At 44.4% G+C, this 18,407-nt stretch carries 16 protein-coding genes; 8 read left to right on the forward strand and 8 right to left on the reverse strand.

Annotated elements, in window-relative coordinates; genetic code table 11:
• Nucleotides 1-569 precede the first annotated feature (569 nt).
• The gene (locus BLP80_RS05745) at nucleotides 570-1,253 is read right to left on the reverse strand and encodes a transposase (protein ID WP_090541105.1); all 684 of its coding nucleotides are present in this window, start codon (nucleotides 1,251-1,253) and stop codon (nucleotides 570-572) included.
• The gene (locus BLP80_RS05750; protein ID WP_143002240.1) at nucleotides 1,244-1,747 is read right to left on the reverse strand and encodes a hypothetical protein; all 504 of its coding nucleotides are present in this window, start codon (nucleotides 1,745-1,747) and stop codon (nucleotides 1,244-1,246) included. Before BLP80_RS05750 ends, BLP80_RS05745 begins: the two co-directional genes overlap by 10 nt.
• Before the next feature lie 220 nt (nucleotides 1,748-1,967).
• Here BLP80_RS05750 and aroQ point away from each other — a divergent pair, with 220 nt between their 5' ends.
• The 6 genes from aroQ (at nucleotide 1,968) to metH (ending at nucleotide 10,345) form a co-directional block, all read left to right on the forward strand.
• Nucleotides 1,968-2,420 (forward strand): type II 3-dehydroquinate dehydratase, encoded by a 453-nt coding sequence (gene aroQ, locus BLP80_RS05755; RefSeq protein WP_090541111.1) that lies wholly within the window; start codon nucleotides 1,968-1,970, stop codon nucleotides 2,418-2,420.
• 282 nt (nucleotides 2,421-2,702) lie between these two features.
• Nucleotides 2,703-3,173 carry an acetyl-CoA carboxylase biotin carboxyl carrier protein gene (accB, locus tag BLP80_RS05760; protein ID WP_090541114.1) on the forward strand — a complete coding sequence of 157 codons (471 nt, stop codon included), beginning with the start codon at nucleotides 2,703-2,705 and terminating at the stop codon, nucleotides 3,171-3,173.
• A gap of 60 nt (nucleotides 3,174-3,233) precedes the next feature.
• The gene (gene accC / locus BLP80_RS05765) at nucleotides 3,234-4,601 is read left to right on the forward strand and encodes an acetyl-CoA carboxylase biotin carboxylase subunit (protein ID WP_090541119.1); all 1,368 of its coding nucleotides are present in this window, start codon (nucleotides 3,234-3,236) and stop codon (nucleotides 4,599-4,601) included.
• Between the two features lie 31 nt (nucleotides 4,602-4,632).
• Nucleotides 4,633-5,550: a 50S ribosomal protein L11 methyltransferase gene (gene prmA / locus BLP80_RS05770; RefSeq protein WP_090541122.1), complete on the forward strand. Its 918-nt coding sequence runs from the start codon at nucleotides 4,633-4,635 to the stop codon at nucleotides 5,548-5,550.
• A 19-nt stretch (nucleotides 5,551-5,569) separates the two neighbouring features.
• Nucleotides 5,570-6,349, forward strand: coding sequence for a zinc-ribbon and DUF3426 domain-containing protein (locus BLP80_RS05775; RefSeq protein WP_090541125.1), 780 nt, complete (start codon nucleotides 5,570-5,572; stop codon nucleotides 6,347-6,349).
• 285 nt (nucleotides 6,350-6,634) lie between these two features.
• Nucleotides 6,635-10,345: a methionine synthase gene (gene metH, locus BLP80_RS05780; protein WP_090541128.1), complete on the forward strand. Its 3,711-nt coding sequence runs from the start codon at nucleotides 6,635-6,637 to the stop codon at nucleotides 10,343-10,345.
• Between the two features lie 120 nt (nucleotides 10,346-10,465).
• Here metH and BLP80_RS05785 read toward each other — a convergent pair whose 3' ends face one another.
• From BLP80_RS05785 to BLP80_RS05795, 4 genes are all read right to left on the reverse strand, one after another.
• Nucleotides 10,466-11,272: a GGDEF domain-containing protein gene (locus BLP80_RS05785; protein WP_256324969.1), complete on the reverse strand. Its 807-nt coding sequence runs from the start codon at nucleotides 11,270-11,272 to the stop codon at nucleotides 10,466-10,468.
• Between the two features lie 541 nt (nucleotides 11,273-11,813).
• Complete coding sequence (locus BLP80_RS05790; protein WP_090541131.1) at nucleotides 11,814-12,446, reverse strand: response regulator; 633 nt, start codon at nucleotides 12,444-12,446, stop codon at nucleotides 11,814-11,816.
• Between the two features lie 43 nt (nucleotides 12,447-12,489).
• A complete protein-coding gene (locus tag BLP80_RS16160; RefSeq protein WP_371128813.1) occupies nucleotides 12,490-12,708 on the reverse strand; it encodes a sensor histidine kinase in 219 nt (72 codons plus the stop codon).
• Nucleotides 12,709-12,723: 15 nt separating this feature from the next.
• Nucleotides 12,724-13,971, reverse strand: a complete 1,248-nt coding sequence (locus BLP80_RS05795; RefSeq protein WP_256324971.1) for a hybrid sensor histidine kinase/response regulator — start codon at nucleotides 13,969-13,971, stop codon at nucleotides 12,724-12,726.
• A gap of 692 nt (nucleotides 13,972-14,663) precedes the next feature.
• On the opposite strand from BLP80_RS05795, the gene BLP80_RS05800 reads away from it, so the two are divergent.
• Entirely contained in the window at nucleotides 14,664-14,966 is a 303-nt protein-coding gene (locus tag BLP80_RS05800) for a flagellar protein FliT (protein ID WP_090541134.1), read from the forward strand.
• Nucleotides 14,967-15,274: 308 nt separating this feature from the next.
• Nucleotides 15,275-16,771, forward strand: a complete 1,497-nt coding sequence (locus tag BLP80_RS05805; RefSeq protein ID WP_256324972.1) for a DUF4139 domain-containing protein — start codon at nucleotides 15,275-15,277, stop codon at nucleotides 16,769-16,771.
• A gap of 655 nt (nucleotides 16,772-17,426) precedes the next feature.
• Here BLP80_RS05805 and BLP80_RS05810 read toward each other — a convergent pair.
• Together BLP80_RS05810 and tadA are read right to left on the reverse strand one after the other, a co-directional pair.
• Nucleotides 17,427-17,906: a L,D-transpeptidase gene (locus BLP80_RS05810; protein ID WP_090541136.1), complete on the reverse strand. Its 480-nt coding sequence runs from the start codon at nucleotides 17,904-17,906 to the stop codon at nucleotides 17,427-17,429.
• Nucleotides 17,903-18,373: a tRNA adenosine(34) deaminase TadA gene (gene tadA, locus BLP80_RS05815; protein WP_090541137.1), complete on the reverse strand. Its 471-nt coding sequence runs from the start codon at nucleotides 18,371-18,373 to the stop codon at nucleotides 17,903-17,905. The genes BLP80_RS05810 and tadA overlap by 4 nt, the downstream gene beginning before the upstream one ends.
• Between the last annotated feature and the right edge of the window lie 34 nt (nucleotides 18,374-18,407).

Genomic DNA, 18,407 nt, shown 5'->3' on the forward strand with positions numbered 1-18,407 from the left:
GTTTGCACCACAGCGCACGCGCACATACTGATGAGGTCATCGCTAAGCTTTGCGAGGAGCTCAATGCTACTGAAACCTTCTTTCCTCGATCTGGACTTCGTCTGATCTTTAAATTGGGGTCATCTTAAAATCGTCGGGATCAGGTGGTCTGAAATTTAAGCAGTCGATCACCCTATGTGTCAGGATACCTTTCGCCTCATTTAAAACCTAAAAACTTCAAGGGCGAAGCGAGAGGAGATGATGCAAAAGAGCTATTCAAAAGAATTCAAGAAATCATTAATCAAGAAGATGACGCTACCCAATTCGGTATCTGTTCCACAATTGTGTAAACCCAAATTCCGCGATTGAATTTTTATCTTCCTTTTTTAGTGTGCAAAGGGATGCATATGAGAGTGGAAACAAGGAGAAATTGGTAGCTTTTAACCCGAATATTTCATATATTCGCGTGATGATCACGCAAGATCTTGATTAATAGGGAAGTTTTGAGAAGGAGTGGTGTGGTGATTCATACACTCGACTGAGCAAAATCTTTCTTATTAATCAAAAGACAAGTGAGGGCACGTGCCAATTTATGAAATATTCGGGTTAATACGTATGTCCCGGAACAACTTGGCGAACTCGGCAGCGATCTTGAGCGTTAGCGTGCGGGCATGCTGCACAAGCTTACCTGGCAGATGGAATAGTCGCCAGCGTACTGTGGCCACTCGATGACGTTGCCAATTGCCACCCGGTGCAGAATGCTTGAACAGGACAAACAAATTATGAGCGATTACGCCAATACGAAAAAAGGCGGCATTCGCTTCGAACTGCCCGCAAGGCATGCGCTCCATGCCAAAGCCGATTTTTAGCTCCTTGATGCCATTCTCGGAGACTTCGCCGCGGCTTCGATACCAGATCAGGGTGTCTGCCGTCGACTCAACCCGATTGCTGGCGATCACGTGATACTTGGGCTGATCATCGAACAATTCAGCCTGGTATTTGCACTTGACTACGATCAGGCAAAACGCCTTGTGCGTGGCTTCAGCTATGGCGCAATCGGCATAATGCTTCCAGTCTGATTCAGGGATAACTTCGATGGCCTTAAGGGTCGGCTCATCATCCATGCGGACATGGGCGATTCGATGCCCCTTGGGCAGGTAAGTTTCACAATCCTTGATGAATTCAAGATTTTTACTGGCCAGAGCAATGTTGCCTTCACGAAATTCATCATGAACCACTACACCTGCCTCAGCCAGATGGCCAATCATCGGCATATAGCCTTGTTCCCCTTGGTAGGTAAAGCGCGCCGCTTTCTTCTCGGCGATAATTTGTCAAACATCCCCATCCAGCGTATGAGCAGTGAGGCCAGTTTGCCGAATTCGCGTAGCAACGATCCGTCGGTTGGATAGCGTGAAAGACCCATCAGCCCCTCTCCAGCACCCGTACGGCGCAACCAATCGCCCACAGCATCTGGTGTCGGCAGTATGCCCAGTTTCAGCAAGCGGGATAGCGCAGAGTCGCTCTTGAAGGTACGCATGTCCTCCAATGATCGTCCGCCATCATTGAGCATGAGTACCAGGGAAGTGACGTAGGCAACCGCATGATAGCTATGCCCACTTCCAGGCTTGGGCATCTCCTGCCGTAACCACCGCTCCAGCCCCAGGCCACAGACAAATTCCCCAAATAACACCAATCCAGCATTTGCTGTCAATGACTCGTCCGTCGCCTCTACCCTGAACGGAAGCACCATTTGTGCCAAAGCTCTCATCGCATCAACCTCTTTCATCACCCAATAGGTGAGCGTTTCGATGATACTAATTCTACCGGATCGATTGTGGGATGCGGCATCCCTTTGCTTTACAATCTTTGAATCACGGATCTTGGGAGGTTAAATAACTAAGCAAAGTGATTCTTAATAATTCCGTTTAATTTCTCTGATTATCTCCAAAAATCTGTACATTTCCAGCAAAAAAAGCCATAATTTTGAAATGACATCTAGAAATATATCGGCTAAAAATATTCTGGTTATCCATGGGCCCAATTTGAATCTTCTGGGTATACGAGAGCCTGGGATCTATGGAAAAACGACATTGGATGATATTAACAGAAAATTGTATGAAATATCGCTAGCTGCTGAAGCAAGACTGGAAGTTTTTCAAAGCAATAGTGAGGGTGAATTAATAGGTCGCGTGCAGCAGGCTATGCGTGATGAAACTGATTTCATCATTATCAATCCCGCAGGTTTGACTCATACCAGCATCGCTTTACGTGATGCCCTAGCCGCGACAGGCTTACCTTTTATTGAAATACATCTTTCTAATATCTATGCACGTGAGGCATTTCGTCAGAAATCTTACTTTTCTGATCTTGCTATCGGAGTAATCAGTGGTCTAGGGGCGAAAGGTTATGAACTGGCATTACAGTCTGCTTTAAGTGAATGATGATTTCCTGATCAATCCTTCAATCGCTAGCGCATGACTTGATTAAGCATTAATCCAATTAACCTGATAGAAGACCAAAGATAAAGAATAATACAAGGAATTGATAATATGTAGTAACATGCCGCCGCCACTTACTGAGGTATTCCTTGATGCATCACTTTATTAGCAAGCTACATAAGTTCTATTTTGTTTTTAACTGAATCTCGCAAACCTTAATGATAGATAATGTCTCAGGTTTGATTTTAGATTACTCGTGAACGGGATGTTCCCGGGAGACTGTATATGGATCTAAGAAAGCTAAAGAAACTAATTGAATTAGTTGAAGAATATAATATCGCCGAATTAGAAATTACTGAGGGCGAAGAAAAAGTTCGCATCAACAAATCTGGTTACTCATCACAAAATTATGCGGCTATACCCCAGCTTTACCAAACAGCTACTGCCCCAACAGCAAATGTGCCTACCAATATAGCTGAGACTATTTCGACAGAAGCAGAAATAAAACCAAGTTTACCGGAAGGCCATATCGTAAAATCACCTATGGTAGGTACTTTTTATCGTTCTTCCGCACCGGGTGCAAAACCTTTCGTAGAAATCGGGCAGACCGTTAAGGCGGGCGACACCTTATGCATTATTGAAGCGATGAAGCTTCTCAATGAAATAGAAGCTGATAAAGCTGGTGTCATTAAAGCTATTTTGCTTGAAAATGGACAGCCAGTCGAATATGGCGAGCCTTTGTTTGTGATCGGATGATTTTTCAATCATCTATTTCTGCGATGTTATCCTCCAGACTTCACCTCAAATACTTCAACTATGTTTGAGAAAATACTTATTGCCAATCGTGGCGAAATTGCGTTGCGCATCCAGCGTGCATGCCGTGCCCTGGGGATTAAAACCGTTGCAGTTCATTCTGAGGCCGATGCTGAAGCAAAATATGTCAAGCTCGCTGACGAATCTGTGTGTATCGGCCCTGCACCGTCTTCACAGAGTTACCTCAATATACCAGCCATTATCAGTGCAGCAGAAGTAACAGATGCCGAAGCCATTCACCCCGGCTATGGCTTTCTTTCTGAGAATGCTGATTTTGCTGAACGGGTAGAAAAAAGTGGCTTTGTTTTTATTGGCCCCCGTCCAGAAACCATACGGTTGATGGGTGATAAAGTCAGCGCAAAAAATGCGATGAGACAAGCAGGTGTGCCCTGTGTTCCTGGTTCAGATGGTGCATTACCGGAATCGATAGAAGAAATTAAGAAAATTGCTAAGTCGATAGGCTATCCCATCATTATCAAAGCGGCTGGAGGTGGAGGAGGTCGAGGCATGCGCGTGGTGCACACCGAGGCCGCACTCTCGAATGCGGTCATTACAACGCGGAATGAAGCTCAAGCAGCCTTCGGAAACCCAACGGTTTATGCAGAAAAATATCTGGAGAATCCAAGGCATATTGAGATACAGGTACTGGTTGACGAGTATGGCAATGCTGTTTACCTGGGAGAACGGGATTGCTCCATGCAACGTCGTCATCAGAAAATTCTTGAAGAAGCTCCAGCACCGGATATCTCTCCACGATTACGCGACAAAATTGGCGAGCGTTGCACAGAAGCCTGTCGTCGGATCAATTACCGTGGTGTAGGAACCTTTGAATTCCTTTACGAGAATAATGAATTCTATTTCATTGAAATGAATACTCGTTTGCAGGTAGAGCATCCTGTGACCGAAGCTGTTACTGGCATTGATCTGGTACGAGCACAGATTCGTGTTGCCGCAGGAGAAAAACTCTTGTTACGGCAAAAAGACATTGTGATAAAAGGGCATGCGATTGAATGTCGTATCAATGCAGAAGATCCCTATAAGCTAACCCCGTCGGCAGGTCGTATTACCCAGTATCATGCTCCGGGTGGTCCGGGTATCCGGGTTGATTCTCATGTCTATCATAACTATATGGTACCTCCTTATTATGATTCCATGATCGGCAAAATTATCGCTTATGGAGATGATCGAGATGAAACCATTGCCAGAATGCGTATTGCCCTTTCAGAAATGGTAGTTAGCGGCATCAAGACGAATATTCCACTACATCTTGATCTGCTATCCGATAGCAATTTTCTTAGTGGTGGTGTTTCGATTCATTATCTTGAACACAAGCTTGCCTTGCATAATAAAACAAATAAGGAAAATGATTGAGCGATCTTATTGAGGTCACCTGCAGTTAAATATGTCCTGGGTATCCCTTAACATTGAAGTCAATGCAACGTATGTTGAAATTTTAAGTGATAAGCTCTTTGAGATAGGCGCATTATCTGTCGATATCCATGATGCTGCTGCTGGCACCGAGCAAGAACAGCCTTTGTTTGATGAGCCTGGCGAATTCACAGGCGAAGTCTGGACAAAAGCGGCCATCACTGCACTATTCGAGCAAGACGCAAATATCCCAGCAATCATGCAAACGATTACTCGGATACTTCAGCTTGCAACCCAACCTGAATACCGTTTATCTCGCATACCAGAACAAGATTGGGTCAAACTGACGCAAGCACAGTTCGATCCAATCGACATATCACCACGATTATGGATTGTTCCTACTTGGCACGAGCCCCCTGACTCAACAGCAATCAATCTGATTCTTGATCCAGGACGCGCTTTTGGTACCGGCAGTCATCCGACGACTCAACTTTGCCTCTTCTGGCTGGACAAGAATATACAGTCTGGTGAGACTGTGCTCGATTACGGATGTGGCTCAGGCATACTGGCAATTGCTGCATTAAAGCTCGGCGCGAGTAGCGTGTTAGGCGTCGATATCGATGCTAATGCTATCGCAGCGAGCCGTGACAATGCAGCACTCAACCGTTGCGATCCAGAAAGAATAATTTTCTCAACAACATTGGGTTCATCCCAAAGCAACACGAAAGAAAACGGACAAGTAGATAGGATCGTCGCAAATATCCTGGCTAATCCATTAATCATGTTGGCGCCCATATTGATGAATGCCGTACGAACAGGTGGCTCTATCGCGCTTTCTGGCATACTTGAGGAACAAGCTAGCGAAGTCATCAATACTTATCGTCAATGGTTTGAAATGGATATTGCTGATAAAAAAGAAGGTTGGGTGCTGTTGACTGGGATAAAGAAATAACGACTTTTTACTGATAGCAATGGCACTGGTAACACGATGTCCCGGTTGTAATTCAATTTTCAGCTTGACCATTGCTGAATTGCAAGCCCATGATGGTAAAGTGCAATGCGGACAATGCACTCAATTGTTTGATGCCCTCGTCATGCTTATTACCGTCCCGGAATCACTGATAACGAAATCACCCTTAGAAGCTAAAGTAACTCAGGCAAACAAATCAAAGCTCCCTTCTCAGAATGAACTGACACCCCCTGCTTTTAGCATTCAGGATCAGGAAAAAGAAATCCTCGCTGCGGTCGATCAGTTTGATGTTCAGTCAGCACGCAAAACTTCACGACATTGGCTTTTTGCCAGCTTACTGATGATATTTATCTTAACTGTACAAGGTATCTATTTTTATCGCACTGAACTTTCTATCGCCATACCCGGTACCAGACCTTTTTTGGAAAATTACTGTGCGCTTTTACAATGCACGATCAAGTCACCCAAACATATCGCTTTGTTAAGTCTTGAATCATCTGATTTACAGGCAAATCCAGCGCATCAACCCGGGATCCTCACCCTTATTGCCACGATACGTAATCACGCCCCATTTCCGCAGGAATTGCCTGCATTATTACTCACATTCACCGACATGGATGACCAAACACTAGCCAGTCGCCTTCTTACCGCGCACGACTATTTGGATAAAGAAAGTGATCCCCAGGTTTTTGCGGCAAATAGCGAAATCGATATCAAGCTTTATTTTGATAACAGCGATCTGAACGCAATGGGCTACCGGTTGCTGCTGCTCTATCCCTGATTCTCCTCATAAAAAAGAAGGTGGAAGCAATATCTTCTCTACCACCTTCCCAAAGGGAGCTACAGGAGTTATGTATTACTTAACCCGAATATTTCAGATTCAGACAACGGGGACAATTTTATTGTCAAATAGACACAGCATAGCGTATGCATACTTTACATTGTGTTTATGTCTTGATGATTTCAATTTTGTTAACTTTTCTTGAAGGTCACTTCATCAGGCCATGATGCAGTGACCATAGGGTATAATCAGTTACTTTGTATTTACCGGAAATACCATTCCAACATGACTCATCATCGCACTACTTTGCTGGAGAATTTGCTTGCTCAACGCATTCTGCTTCTGGATGGAGCAATGGGAACCATGATCCAGAGCTACAAATTGAGCGAGATCGATTATCGAGGAACCCGTTTCGCAGACTTTCCTCATGACCTCAAAGGCAACAATGATTTGCTGACGCTGACGCAACCGCAAATCATCCGTTCGATTCATGCGCGCTACCTGGAAGCTGGTGCCGATATCATTGAAACCAACACTTTCAATTCCAATGTGCCTTCGATGGCTGATTACCATATGCAGGATTTGGTATATGAGTTAAATTTCGCCGGAGCAAAATTGGCGCATGAAGAAGCGCTTGCGATGGAAGCTAAAACACCAGACAGGCCCCGCTTTGTCGCAGGTGTCATCGGGCCTACAACCAAAACGACTTCCATTTCACCGGATGTGAATGATCCTGGTTTCCGCTCGATCACTTTCGGACAACTTGTCACGGATTACTCGGAATCCATACGCGGATTAGTTGAGGGGGGGGTCGATATTCTGCTGGTTGAAACCATTTTTGACACCCTGAATGCCAAGGCTGCACTGTTCGCGATAGATCAATACTTTGAAAGACATCAGATTCGCCTGCCTGTGATGATTTCGGTAACAATTACCGATGCTTCCGGGCGTAATCTTTCTGGACAAACCCCAGAAGCTTTCTGGAATTCAGTCAAACATGCACAACCCATCTCAGTAGGCATTAATTGTGCACTAGGCGCCGAATTAATGCGTCCTTATGTGGAAGAACTTTCCAATGTTGCTGAGGTATATACCAGCACTCACCCCAATGCGGGCTTACCGAATCCCCTATCAGAAACCGGCTATGACGAATCGCCCGAATACACCGCAGGCCTGATCAAGGAATTTGCCCAGTCTGGCTTCGTTAATATTGTGGGTGGCTGCTGTGGCACGACACCTGCCCACATTAAAGCTATTGCCGAGGCAGTACACGGTATTGCGCCACGAAAAATCCCGGATATCACCAAGAAACTCCGCCTGTCTGGCCTGGAACCGCTTAATATTGGTGATGACTCGCTGTTTGTAAATGTGGGCGAACGCACCAACGTTACCGGCTCGAAAGCCTTTGCCCGCTTGATACTTAATGATAATTATGCGGAAGCGTTAAGTATTGCACGCAGCCAGGTAGAAAATGGCGCACAAATTATCGATATCAATATGGACGAGGCCATGCTGGATTCGCAAAAAGCCATGGTCACTTTCCTCAATCTCATTGCAGCGGAGCCAGATATTAGCCGGGTGCCTATTATGATCGACTCCAGCAAATGGTCAGTCATTGAAGCAGGTCTGCAATGCATTCAAGGTAAAGCCATTATCAACTCCATCAGCATAAAAGAAAGTGAAGAAGAATTCATTTATCATGCCAAGCTTGCACGCCGCTATGGCATGGCCATCATCGTGATGGCATTTGATGAGAAGGGGCAAGCCGATACGATGGCGCGCAAGGTTGAAATCTGTACGCGAAGTTATCGTGTATTGGTCGACAAGGTTGGCTTCCCGCCGGAAGATATTATTTTCGATCCAAATATTTTCGCGATCGCAACAGGGATTGAAGAACATAACAACTATGCGCTGGATTTCATCGAAGCCATCAGTATCATCAAACAAACCTTGCCTTATGCCAAGATCAGCGGTGGCGTTTCCAATGTTTCCTTTTCTTTCCGTGGAAACGAACCGATCAGAGAAGCCATCCATACCGCGTTCCTGTATCACGCCATCCAGGCTGGCATGACTATGGGTATCGTTAATGCAGGTCAATTAGGGGTGTATTCTGATATTCCCAAAGATTTGCTGGAGCGGGTTGAAGACGTGCTGCTTAATCGCCGCCCTGATGCCACCGAGCGTCTGGTTGAATTTTCCGAAAATTTCAAAGGACAAAAAAAGGAGCTAGTCGAGGATCTCGCCTGGCGTAATGAACCTGTTCGTCAACGATTAATACATGCGCTGGTCAAAGGAATCGGCACCTACATTACTGAAGATACCGAAATCATTCGGCAGGAGATTGAAAACAGCGGTGGGCGCCCAATTGAAGTGATTGAAGGTCCCTTAATGGATGGCATGAATGTGGTAGGTGATCTGTTTGGCGCCGGAAAAATGTTCCTGCCGCAAGTCGTCAAATCCGCACGTGTCATGAAACAAGCAGTCGCTTATCTGCTACCTTACATCGAAGCAGAAAAAAGAATTTCCGGCGATGCTAAGCCCAAGGGAAAAATCGTTATTGCGACAGTCAAGGGTGATGTTCATGACATTGGCAAGAATATTGTTACAGTCGTCCTCCAGTGTAATAACTACGAAGTTATCAACATGGGCGTGATGGTGCCAAGTGCGCAAATTCTGGAAATGGCACGCAACGAAAAAGTCGATATTATCGGTTTATCTGGCTTAATCACCCCTTCACTGGAAGAAATGGCGCATGTCGCCAAAGAAATGGAGCGTGAAGGTTTTACCATTCCACTGTTGATTGGCGGCGCCACTACTTCACGAGTGCATACTGCCGTTAAAATTGCACCACATTATAGTGGGGTCACGGTATGGGTACCCGATGCAAGCCGAGCTGTAGGCGTATGCAGTCAATTGATGTCCCGGGATCAGCATATTGCGTATAAGCAGGAAATCAAGGCTGAGCAAGAAAAGGTCCGCGCTCAGCAGAAAAACAAAAAAGGACCGGCACAATTACTCTCTCTCGCTCAAGCACGCGCCAATGCATTGAAAATAGATTGGCAGAGCTACGCTCCCACAGAATCGAGTTTCCTGGGCATCCGAACTCTGAAGAATTATCCTCTTGAAACACTGATTCCTTACATTGACTGGACGCCCTTCTTCCAGGCGTGGGAATTGTCAGGACGCTATCCGGCTATCCTAGAGGATGAAGTGGTGGGTGAAGCTGCCAGCAATCTGTTCCGTGATGCACAGATCATGCTGAAGAAGATCATTGAACAAAAGTGGCTCACAGCCAATGCAGTCATCGGTCTCTTCCCAGCCAATTCAGTCAATCATGACGATATCGAGATTTATTCGGATAAGTCTCGTACCAAAGTGTTGATGACCTACCACACTTTACGACAACAAACAGTCAAGCCAGCAGGACGCCCCAATTTGTGTTTGGCCGATTTCATTGCACCTAAGGAAAGCGGCGTCATCGATACGATTGGATTATTTGCTGTCGGAGCTGGTTTTGGCATCGACGAGCACGTAAAAGCATTCGAAGCTGCCAATGATGATTATAGTGCCATCATACTGAAGGCTTTAGCTGATCGCTTAGCTGAGGCGTTTGCCGAGCACATGCATGCGCGCGTGCGGCGGGAATTCTGGGGTTATGCCAAGGATGAAACTCTAACCAACGAACAACTCATCAATGAAGAATATCAGGGAATTCGTCCGGCACCGGGCTATCCGGCCTGCCCTGATCATACCGAAAAAGGACCCCTATTTGCCTTACTCGAAGCCGAAAAACGAGCCGGCATCATTATCACTGAATCTTACGCTATGGTCCCCACCGCGGCCGTATCCGGTTTTTATTTTTCGCATCCGGAATCTACTTATTTCGCCGTGGGTAAAATTGGTAAAGATCAAGTGGAAGATTACGCTAGAAGAAAAGACTGGACGCTTGATGAAGCAGAAAGATGGCTCGCCCCCACATTGGCATATGAACGCTGAGTATTCAACTCATACAAATCGAGAATTGGATAGGCCCTCCCTGGAAATCTTACCAGGCTATCTACAAACCTATGATACGGTAACAGTCAGGGCAGGTCTCCGTTAGAACGATTCAAATCATCAGGCAATTTCTATTCGAGACTTTCCGGTATTTTTTGCGCGAGATAGCGCTTCTTCAGCACGCCTCATCACCGAATACTGATGCTCATAGGCTTGACGTAATGCTATCCCGCCACTAAAAGTGATCGATACCGGTTGATTATTTGTATTTAGCATAGCCCTACTCACTAAGGTATGCTGCACCCGCTGCATTACCCGAACCGCCTCATCTGTACGAGTATCAGGCAACAAAATAACGAACTCTTCACCACCATAGCGCGCAACCGCATCGCTTGGACGCAGCGTATCCTTCACGATCCTCGCAAAATGGATCAAAGCACTGTCACCAAACCGGTAACCATAAATTTCATTAATTTCCTTGAAATTATCCAAATCAATCAGTATGGCGCATAATTGCCCCTTGTTTCGGTCTGCACGTGCAGCTTCGCGCGTAAAATGCTCATCCAGCCCACGCCGGTTAAACAAACCAGTCATCTGGTCTGTCTGCACTAGCCCTCTGATGAGCTCCAGCTCATGTCTTAGAGATTCAATTTTCTGCACTGCGTAAAGAATTTGTTCCCGGGAGCTGGACAACTCATTGTTATGATGCAATTCCCTAATTTCAGACAAGACGGTATCCAGAATGCTAGTAATCTCTCCAATATCATGAGTCTTCCGAATTCTCTGGGCATACCATTCTACACGCTGATAATATTTATCAATAGTAAGCAATGACTTACCATCTTTCTCACTTCCTACATTTTTCTCTCCACCCCCAGATGATTTAACCAATTTTAACTGCTTCTTACTTGAAGTCTGCATGATCATGTAATCTCCTTTTAGTCACACCATGAAATGGATGCTTATTCCAGACAAGCCTAGATTGATTGAATTGGGGAGGAGAAGCTATCTAAGAATAATCTACCATGACCAGTAGATTAACAAATCCAGTGTGATTCAATAAATGAAATTAGAATGAAAATCTCGCTTTGTTCTAAATTTACCCTGATCTCGGTCAGAAGCAAGAATAGTTTCAGATTCTTGGCAGGATAAATTAAGTCGAACGTTATAATCAAAGAAGCACCCAAGAAACCCCATAACCATTAACTGGCAGGGAGCGTCGTCAGCGAACTACTGGAATGCGGATCAGCAAGTGATAACTTTAATCCGTATTTACTCAGATCAACTCTGGGTTAGTCTAGCCCGAATATTTCATAAATTCGCGTGATGATCACGCAGGATTCTGATTAATAGGGAAGTTTTGAGAAGGAGGGGTGTAGTGATTCATACACCCGACTGAGCAAAATCTTTCTCATTAATCAAAAGACAAGTGAGGGCACGTGCCAATTTATGAAATATTCTGGCTAGATTAGTCAACCAAATTGTGCTTAATCGCATAACGTACCAATTCAGAATTATTCGTTAGCTTAAGTTTTTCCATAAGACGGGCACGATAGACACTGATTGTTTTGGGACTCAGACACAAACTGGTTGAAATCTCCGCAAGTGACTTACCTATCGCAATCAAGCATAGTGTCTGGTATTCACGGTCAGATAAACTAGTATGTAATGGCTGTTCAGTGTCTAATGTGATTGCGTTAGCCAGTTCCTGTGCAAGGGTCGGGGTAATATACTTGCGCCCCGCTGCGACCTGACGAATCGCTGTCACCAGTTGCATGGGTGCACTTTGTTTGTTCAGATAACCTGCCGCACCCGCCCTGATTGCACGTATCGCGAATTCACTTTCGTTATACATACTGAGTATTAATACCGTTAAGTTAGATTGATCTTTTTTAATCTGCTTGAGCACTTCGATGCCATTTCTATCAGGCAATGAGATATCCAGCAGGATCACATCAAAAACTTGCTGGCGTGCGATCATGATCGCTTCAATCCCGCTTTCCGCTTCACCAGCTACACTGATATCGTCCGTTTCACCCAGAATCTGCTTCAGACCCCGGCGCACAATAGCATGATCGTCGGCAATCATCACACGTATCATTTTATCTTTCCTCGCCTGCTTATTATTCGATACTTGATACTGCCTACAAGGCATACTGCTCTTTACCATTGACTGGAATCTTGATTATTACGCAAGTTTCTTTTTCGGGTATTCCGCTAACGCGAAGATCTCCTCCTAATTGATGGCAGCGCTCACGCATCCCCCGGATTCCAAAGGACCCTGGTTTGTTCATATCCGCCTCCCTAATTCCACGTCCATTATCAGTCGCCTCCAAAAATATCCAACCATCTGCCCCAAACAGTTTGACTCTGACATTCTATGCGCCTGCATGTTTATAAATATTAGTCAATATTTCCTGAAAAATTCGGAAAATTGCAGTAGCTAAATCTGCATCCAGAGGAATATCTTCACTGTCACAATAAAATTGACAAGGAATTTCCGTGCGTTTGCTAAATTTCCTTGCTTGCCACTCAATTGCCGCCACAATACCAAAATCCAGTATACCTGGCCGCAAATCCATAGATATTCGGCGTGTGCTGTCAATCACATAGTCGACCAGTTTTTCAATAGACGCCGCTTTCTGCTGATAAAAATCAGGCTTCCTCGGTTTAGTATCCATAAAGGGCACTAGCTCACACTTGATCGCTGTCAAGGTCCCACCAATATCATCGTGAATTTCTCGGGCAATTTTTGCGCGTTCATGTTCCTTGATTTTCTGTAGATAAGAAGAAAGTTCAGCTAATTGCGCATGTGAGCGAGCAATTTCAATTTCTGCCAGCTTATTGCGTGAAATATTCATCACTATCCCATCCCATAAAACAGCGTCATTGAGCGGTCGACGTGGTGTTGCGCGCAAACTGACCCACTTGATATCTGGATCACCTTTGACCTGAATGCGTCCCTCCCAATTCCAAGTAGAAAAATGCCTGGCTGATGTTTGCATAAGTTCATCATAAGTAACCCTGTCTTCAGGCAAAATCAAGTCGGTAAATAAATCCGGCTGCTCTATTAGTGCTGTTGGCAAAATTCCCAGCAGCATTATTGACCCTTCGCTCACATAAGGAAAGCTTTTGGAACCATCCCGGTTCAGCAAAAACTGGAATACCAGGCCAGGCAAATTGGAGGCGATTGCACGAAAGCGTGCCTCGCTTTTCTGCAATGCAAGCTGTGCTTCACAGATATGATGAAGAGCTTCCATTTGCTTCAGACTGCGTTGTATCGCTGGAATTAACCTCACCATGCAAGCCATTAATATGAAATCCTGAGCTCCTGCTTTCATAAAATGAACTGCTGACTCATCGCTTCCCTGGCTGGATACTACGATCACAGGAATAGTCAAATGATGCATGGCAAGATAAAATAATACCTGCTCAGCACCCAAATCAGTCATCGCATCGGACAAAATGACATCCCACGAGCATTCAACCAGCGCCTTTGAAAAGGCATCAATGGTATTGATACATTCTGAATTAAAGTATAAATCACCTTCCTTGAGCGTTCTGCAGATACGCTGGGCATCCTCGGCCGAGTATCCTACCAGCAGCATATTGAGCGTTTTGACCAACACTGTCCTCAACACTTATTTGGGAAATGAAATCAGCATATTATATAGCTACCCAATAAAGCAGAAATATTTCTGAGAAGATTTAATCCTGCCCAACTAATTATATAACCAACGCATTATTTTGATGAGGGGCGCAGGCCGCAACATAGCGACTCGGTTAGGGCATTTCTCATCATTCCTCTTAAAAACTGAGGAAGTAAGCGGAAAATACAGCAATACAGTCATGGATTGCTCACAGGTTTTTCTCATTTTACCCAACCTTTACTTAACATTTACTTAACATCTATTTAACAATCTATTAAATTTTTTTCCATTCTGTCCGATTACCCCTTAAATAGCGGCTTTATAGACCCGAATAAGAATAAGAGCTCCTCAAATGCTCCAAGCTATCAACATTAATACTACCTCGTTGAATGCACGAGATAACCAGAATGTGCCGAGAAATATGCTTGAAGTCAATTCAGAATGCCTAGCATCCGGTTTCTGCATCAATTATTTCAGAGCATGCGGCATGACCAACGATTTCTAGACGCATGACTTCACAAATCGGGGGGTTCAATCAAGTTTTACAGAATACCAATGATAGCGATGATATACCTACAAATATTGGAGTAATTAATTCCAGTTCTTATACCGCTGATTTTAGTTCTAATACTGCTTAAATACATACCAAATAAATAACGATAAATAATATGGACGAAGCACAAATAATTTCTACGTATAAAGCAATATTGGCCATCACTCACAAAATGCTAAAAGCTGCCCAGGAAAACGATGGGAAGAAACTGTTCTCACTGGAACAGGAGTGCAAAAAATTAACTCATGCATTGATTGCCAATCCTCCACAACAACCATTAAGCGCAGAAATGCAGAAAAAAAGAATTGAGATCATTCATCAGATATTGGCCTGTGATGCCAAAATCAGGGCCATTACTGAGCCCTGGATGACGCATCTACAAAATTTGCTGACTCATGCTCACAAGCATATCAACTGAATCAAGTCTATTGATAGGCAAGAGAATCCCAGCGCGCAATCAATCCAATCAAAGAATCATCAATTTTCATAAATATGCAGATGACCACATGGACATCACTCAGAAAAGTAATTAGGTTAGCTGGAAACCCAGACTATAGATCAAACCCTATTCCAAGTCGAGGGTAATAAACAAGCCCTTATCGCACGTGGAAGCAATGATGGGAACATAAGGAAACGAACACAAGAACTCGACAGATATCACTGAACATGTTGGAATGTCTACTGATAAGAAATAACCATCACTTCTAATCCACAAAGTAAATCATGATGATGAAATGGCTAAGAAAGGCGTGTTTAGTCGCAAGAAGAAAATACTGTCATCAACAATCTTTTTGTGTAACGATTCTTGCAATAACGCTGATAAGCAGCAGTCCTTTAAGTTATGTTGCTGCGTCGACTGGCGAAAGAATTACTACATCCCAGGATCAGAAGAACATTGTCGTTACAATTTATAATGAGGATCTGGCGCTGATAAAAGACTTGCGTAGCGTTGTGCTGGATCAAGCTTTCAACAAGCTGGCCTGGCGTGAGGTATCTGCGCAGATACGTCCTGAAACTGCACTTTTACGCAATCTTACTCATTCTTCAGGATTCCGCTTACTGGAACAGAATTTTGATTTCGATCTACTCACTCCAAGAAAACTGCTAGAAAAGTACTCGGGTAAAGAAGTTATCGTCATTCGCACCAGCCCTGCGACAGGTTCCGAGACTAGCGAGACAGCTACAGTTCTTTCGACTAATGAAGGAACTATCCTGAAATTTAATGACCGTATCGAAAGTAGCGTCCCTGGACGTATTGTATTCCCTGGAGTACCAGAGAATCTGCGTGACAAACCCACATTGCTCATTTCACTGACCAGCCCCTCCCCAGGCAAGCATGATCTTGAGCTTTCCTACCTCACATCGGGATTATCCTGGCATGCGGACTATGTGGCTGCCTTGAGCGAAGATGATAGCCGACTTGATCTCAATGGACTGGTGACGTTAACTAATCAAAGCGGCATGATCTATCATCATGCCAATTTGCAATTGGTAGCAGGTGATATCCATCGAATTTACCCTGAGCAGCGTCTACCCAGAAAAATGATGGCGATAGCACCAGAAATGGCTGATGCAGCACAAATGAAGGAAGAATCACTTTTTGAATATCATCTCTATACACTACAACAGCCTACAACACTAGCTGAGAACCAGACCAAGCAAGTTGCGCTCATGTCCGCAACCCATATTCCTGTCAGTAAGGAATATGTGCTGCAAGGTGCGGATTATTACTACTCAGGGAAATACGATGCGATCAGCCAGAAATTAAAAATAGGCGTACTCATCGGCTTTCTTAACAAAGGAGAGGGTCTGGGAATTCCCCTGCCGAAAGGAATTATTCGGGTCTATAAAAAAGATAAGCAAGGAAATAATCAATTTATTGGTGAAGATCAGATCGATCACACCCCGCAAAATGAGCTGATTCGTCTCAGACTGGGTAATGCCTTTGATATTACCGCTGATAAGCTACAAACCGATTTTCAACAAATTGCTGGCACGCCACGACATGCCAGTATTTTTGAAACGGCTTATCAAATCACACTCAAGAATGCCAAGAAAGAAGCGGTCACGGTACAAGTGCGAGAACCTATCCCGGGGGACTGGGACATATTATCCGAATCATTGCCCCACACCAAACTATCGGCTAGCATGGTTGAATGGAAAATACCCCTCCCAGCCGAGAGCGAAGCCACGCTAACCTACCGGGTGCGCGTAGAATACTAAAAAATAGCCACTTCATGTGTAAAAGTTTGGACGGTCGTCTGTTGAAAAAGCTGTTTTTATCCCAGATTTTCCATTAGAACCAATTAACCCGAATATTTCATAAATTCGCGTGATGATCACGCAGGATTTTGATTAATAGGGAAGTTTTGAGAAGGAGGGGTGTAGCGACTCATACACCCGACTGAGCAAAATCTTTCTTATTAATCAAAAGACAAGTGAGGGCACGTGCCAATTTATGAAATATTCGGGTTAAATTTAACAGGAAGATCGAACGTTTTAGATTGATTCCAAAGGCCATCAATCCAGTCACGTTGTTGCATAGCAACGGCCAGGTTAATAATCTTTTTTCGACCCTCATGAGTAATGTAAACCAGCCTTGGCAAAGAGCTTATAACGAAGTGTTTTGAGGGTGTGTTGGGTATCAGTTTTACCCGAAACCATGTCACTTCTTAATACCGCCCTGGCGAAACAAACTCATCACATTTCCAGTCGCCCAGGAATCTCTGAGATTAAAGCTCTCTCCGCCAAAATCATATTTCATTCCAATTCTCAATAGAAAGAGGAACAATTATATTAGTATAACTTCTTAAATACAGAGAGTTACGTATTAAATATATTTACGTTTCTATCGAGAATTGGAATAAGGAGAACATGCTCAAGGATTAATCTCAATAGGTGTTCCCACCGCTACCCGGCCAAATAAATCCAATAAATCGTTATTATGCATGCGAATACAACCGATCGAGCCAGGCTTACCCATCTCTGCACTATCGGGACTGCCATGGATATAGATATAACGACGCATGGTATCAACCAGACCCAGCCGATTAAATCCGATCTCACATCCTGATAACCACATGATGCGCGTCAAAATCCAGTCCCGACCAGGATAGCGGCTAGCCAGCTCGGGCGTATAGATTTCTCCAGTCGGGCGACGCTTGACGAAGACGGCATTAATCGGTTGATTCTCTCCAATTTTGGCACGGATAATATGCATTCCCAATGGCGTACAAAAACTACCCCGCTGCTGACCGACACCTTTTCTGGCTGAAGATATCAAATAGCTGCTGATAACTGTATTTTCATCATTCAACAAATCGAGTTGCTGCCGGTCGATACTGATATGGATTTTCATAATAAAACGATCTTGTCAGGATTTCGCTTTCTGATAAAAAATTGTTTTAATAGCCCACTTGCCTCATGGGCCAGCACACCGCCGGTGACTTCTAGATGATGATTAAGCCTTGTCTCCGCCGGTAAATTTAATACGCCGCCACAAACACCTGTTTTGGGATCTGCAGCGGCATACACAAGGCGCTTGATCCTAGCATGGAAAAGGGCGCCGATACACATGGTGCAAGGCTCAAGGGTTACGAACAACGTACAATCCAGTAGACGATAATTGTGTAAATTTTGAGCTGCATCACGCAGTGCAGTTACCTCTGCATGCGCCGTAGGATCCATCGCCACGATGGAACGATTGTAGCCACGGCCTATGATTTCGCCCTTTCTAACGATGACAGCACCCACTGGCACTTCTCCCAGCTCCTGCGCCTTGAACGCAAGGTCAAGTGCTACCCGCATAAAATATTCGTCATTCATGGATATTGTTCATAAGATGGGTTAATCGAATAAT

This window comes from Nitrosomonas sp. Nm132 (assembly GCF_900100485.1).
Classification (GTDB): Bacteria; Pseudomonadota; Gammaproteobacteria; order Burkholderiales; family Nitrosomonadaceae; genus Nitrosomonas.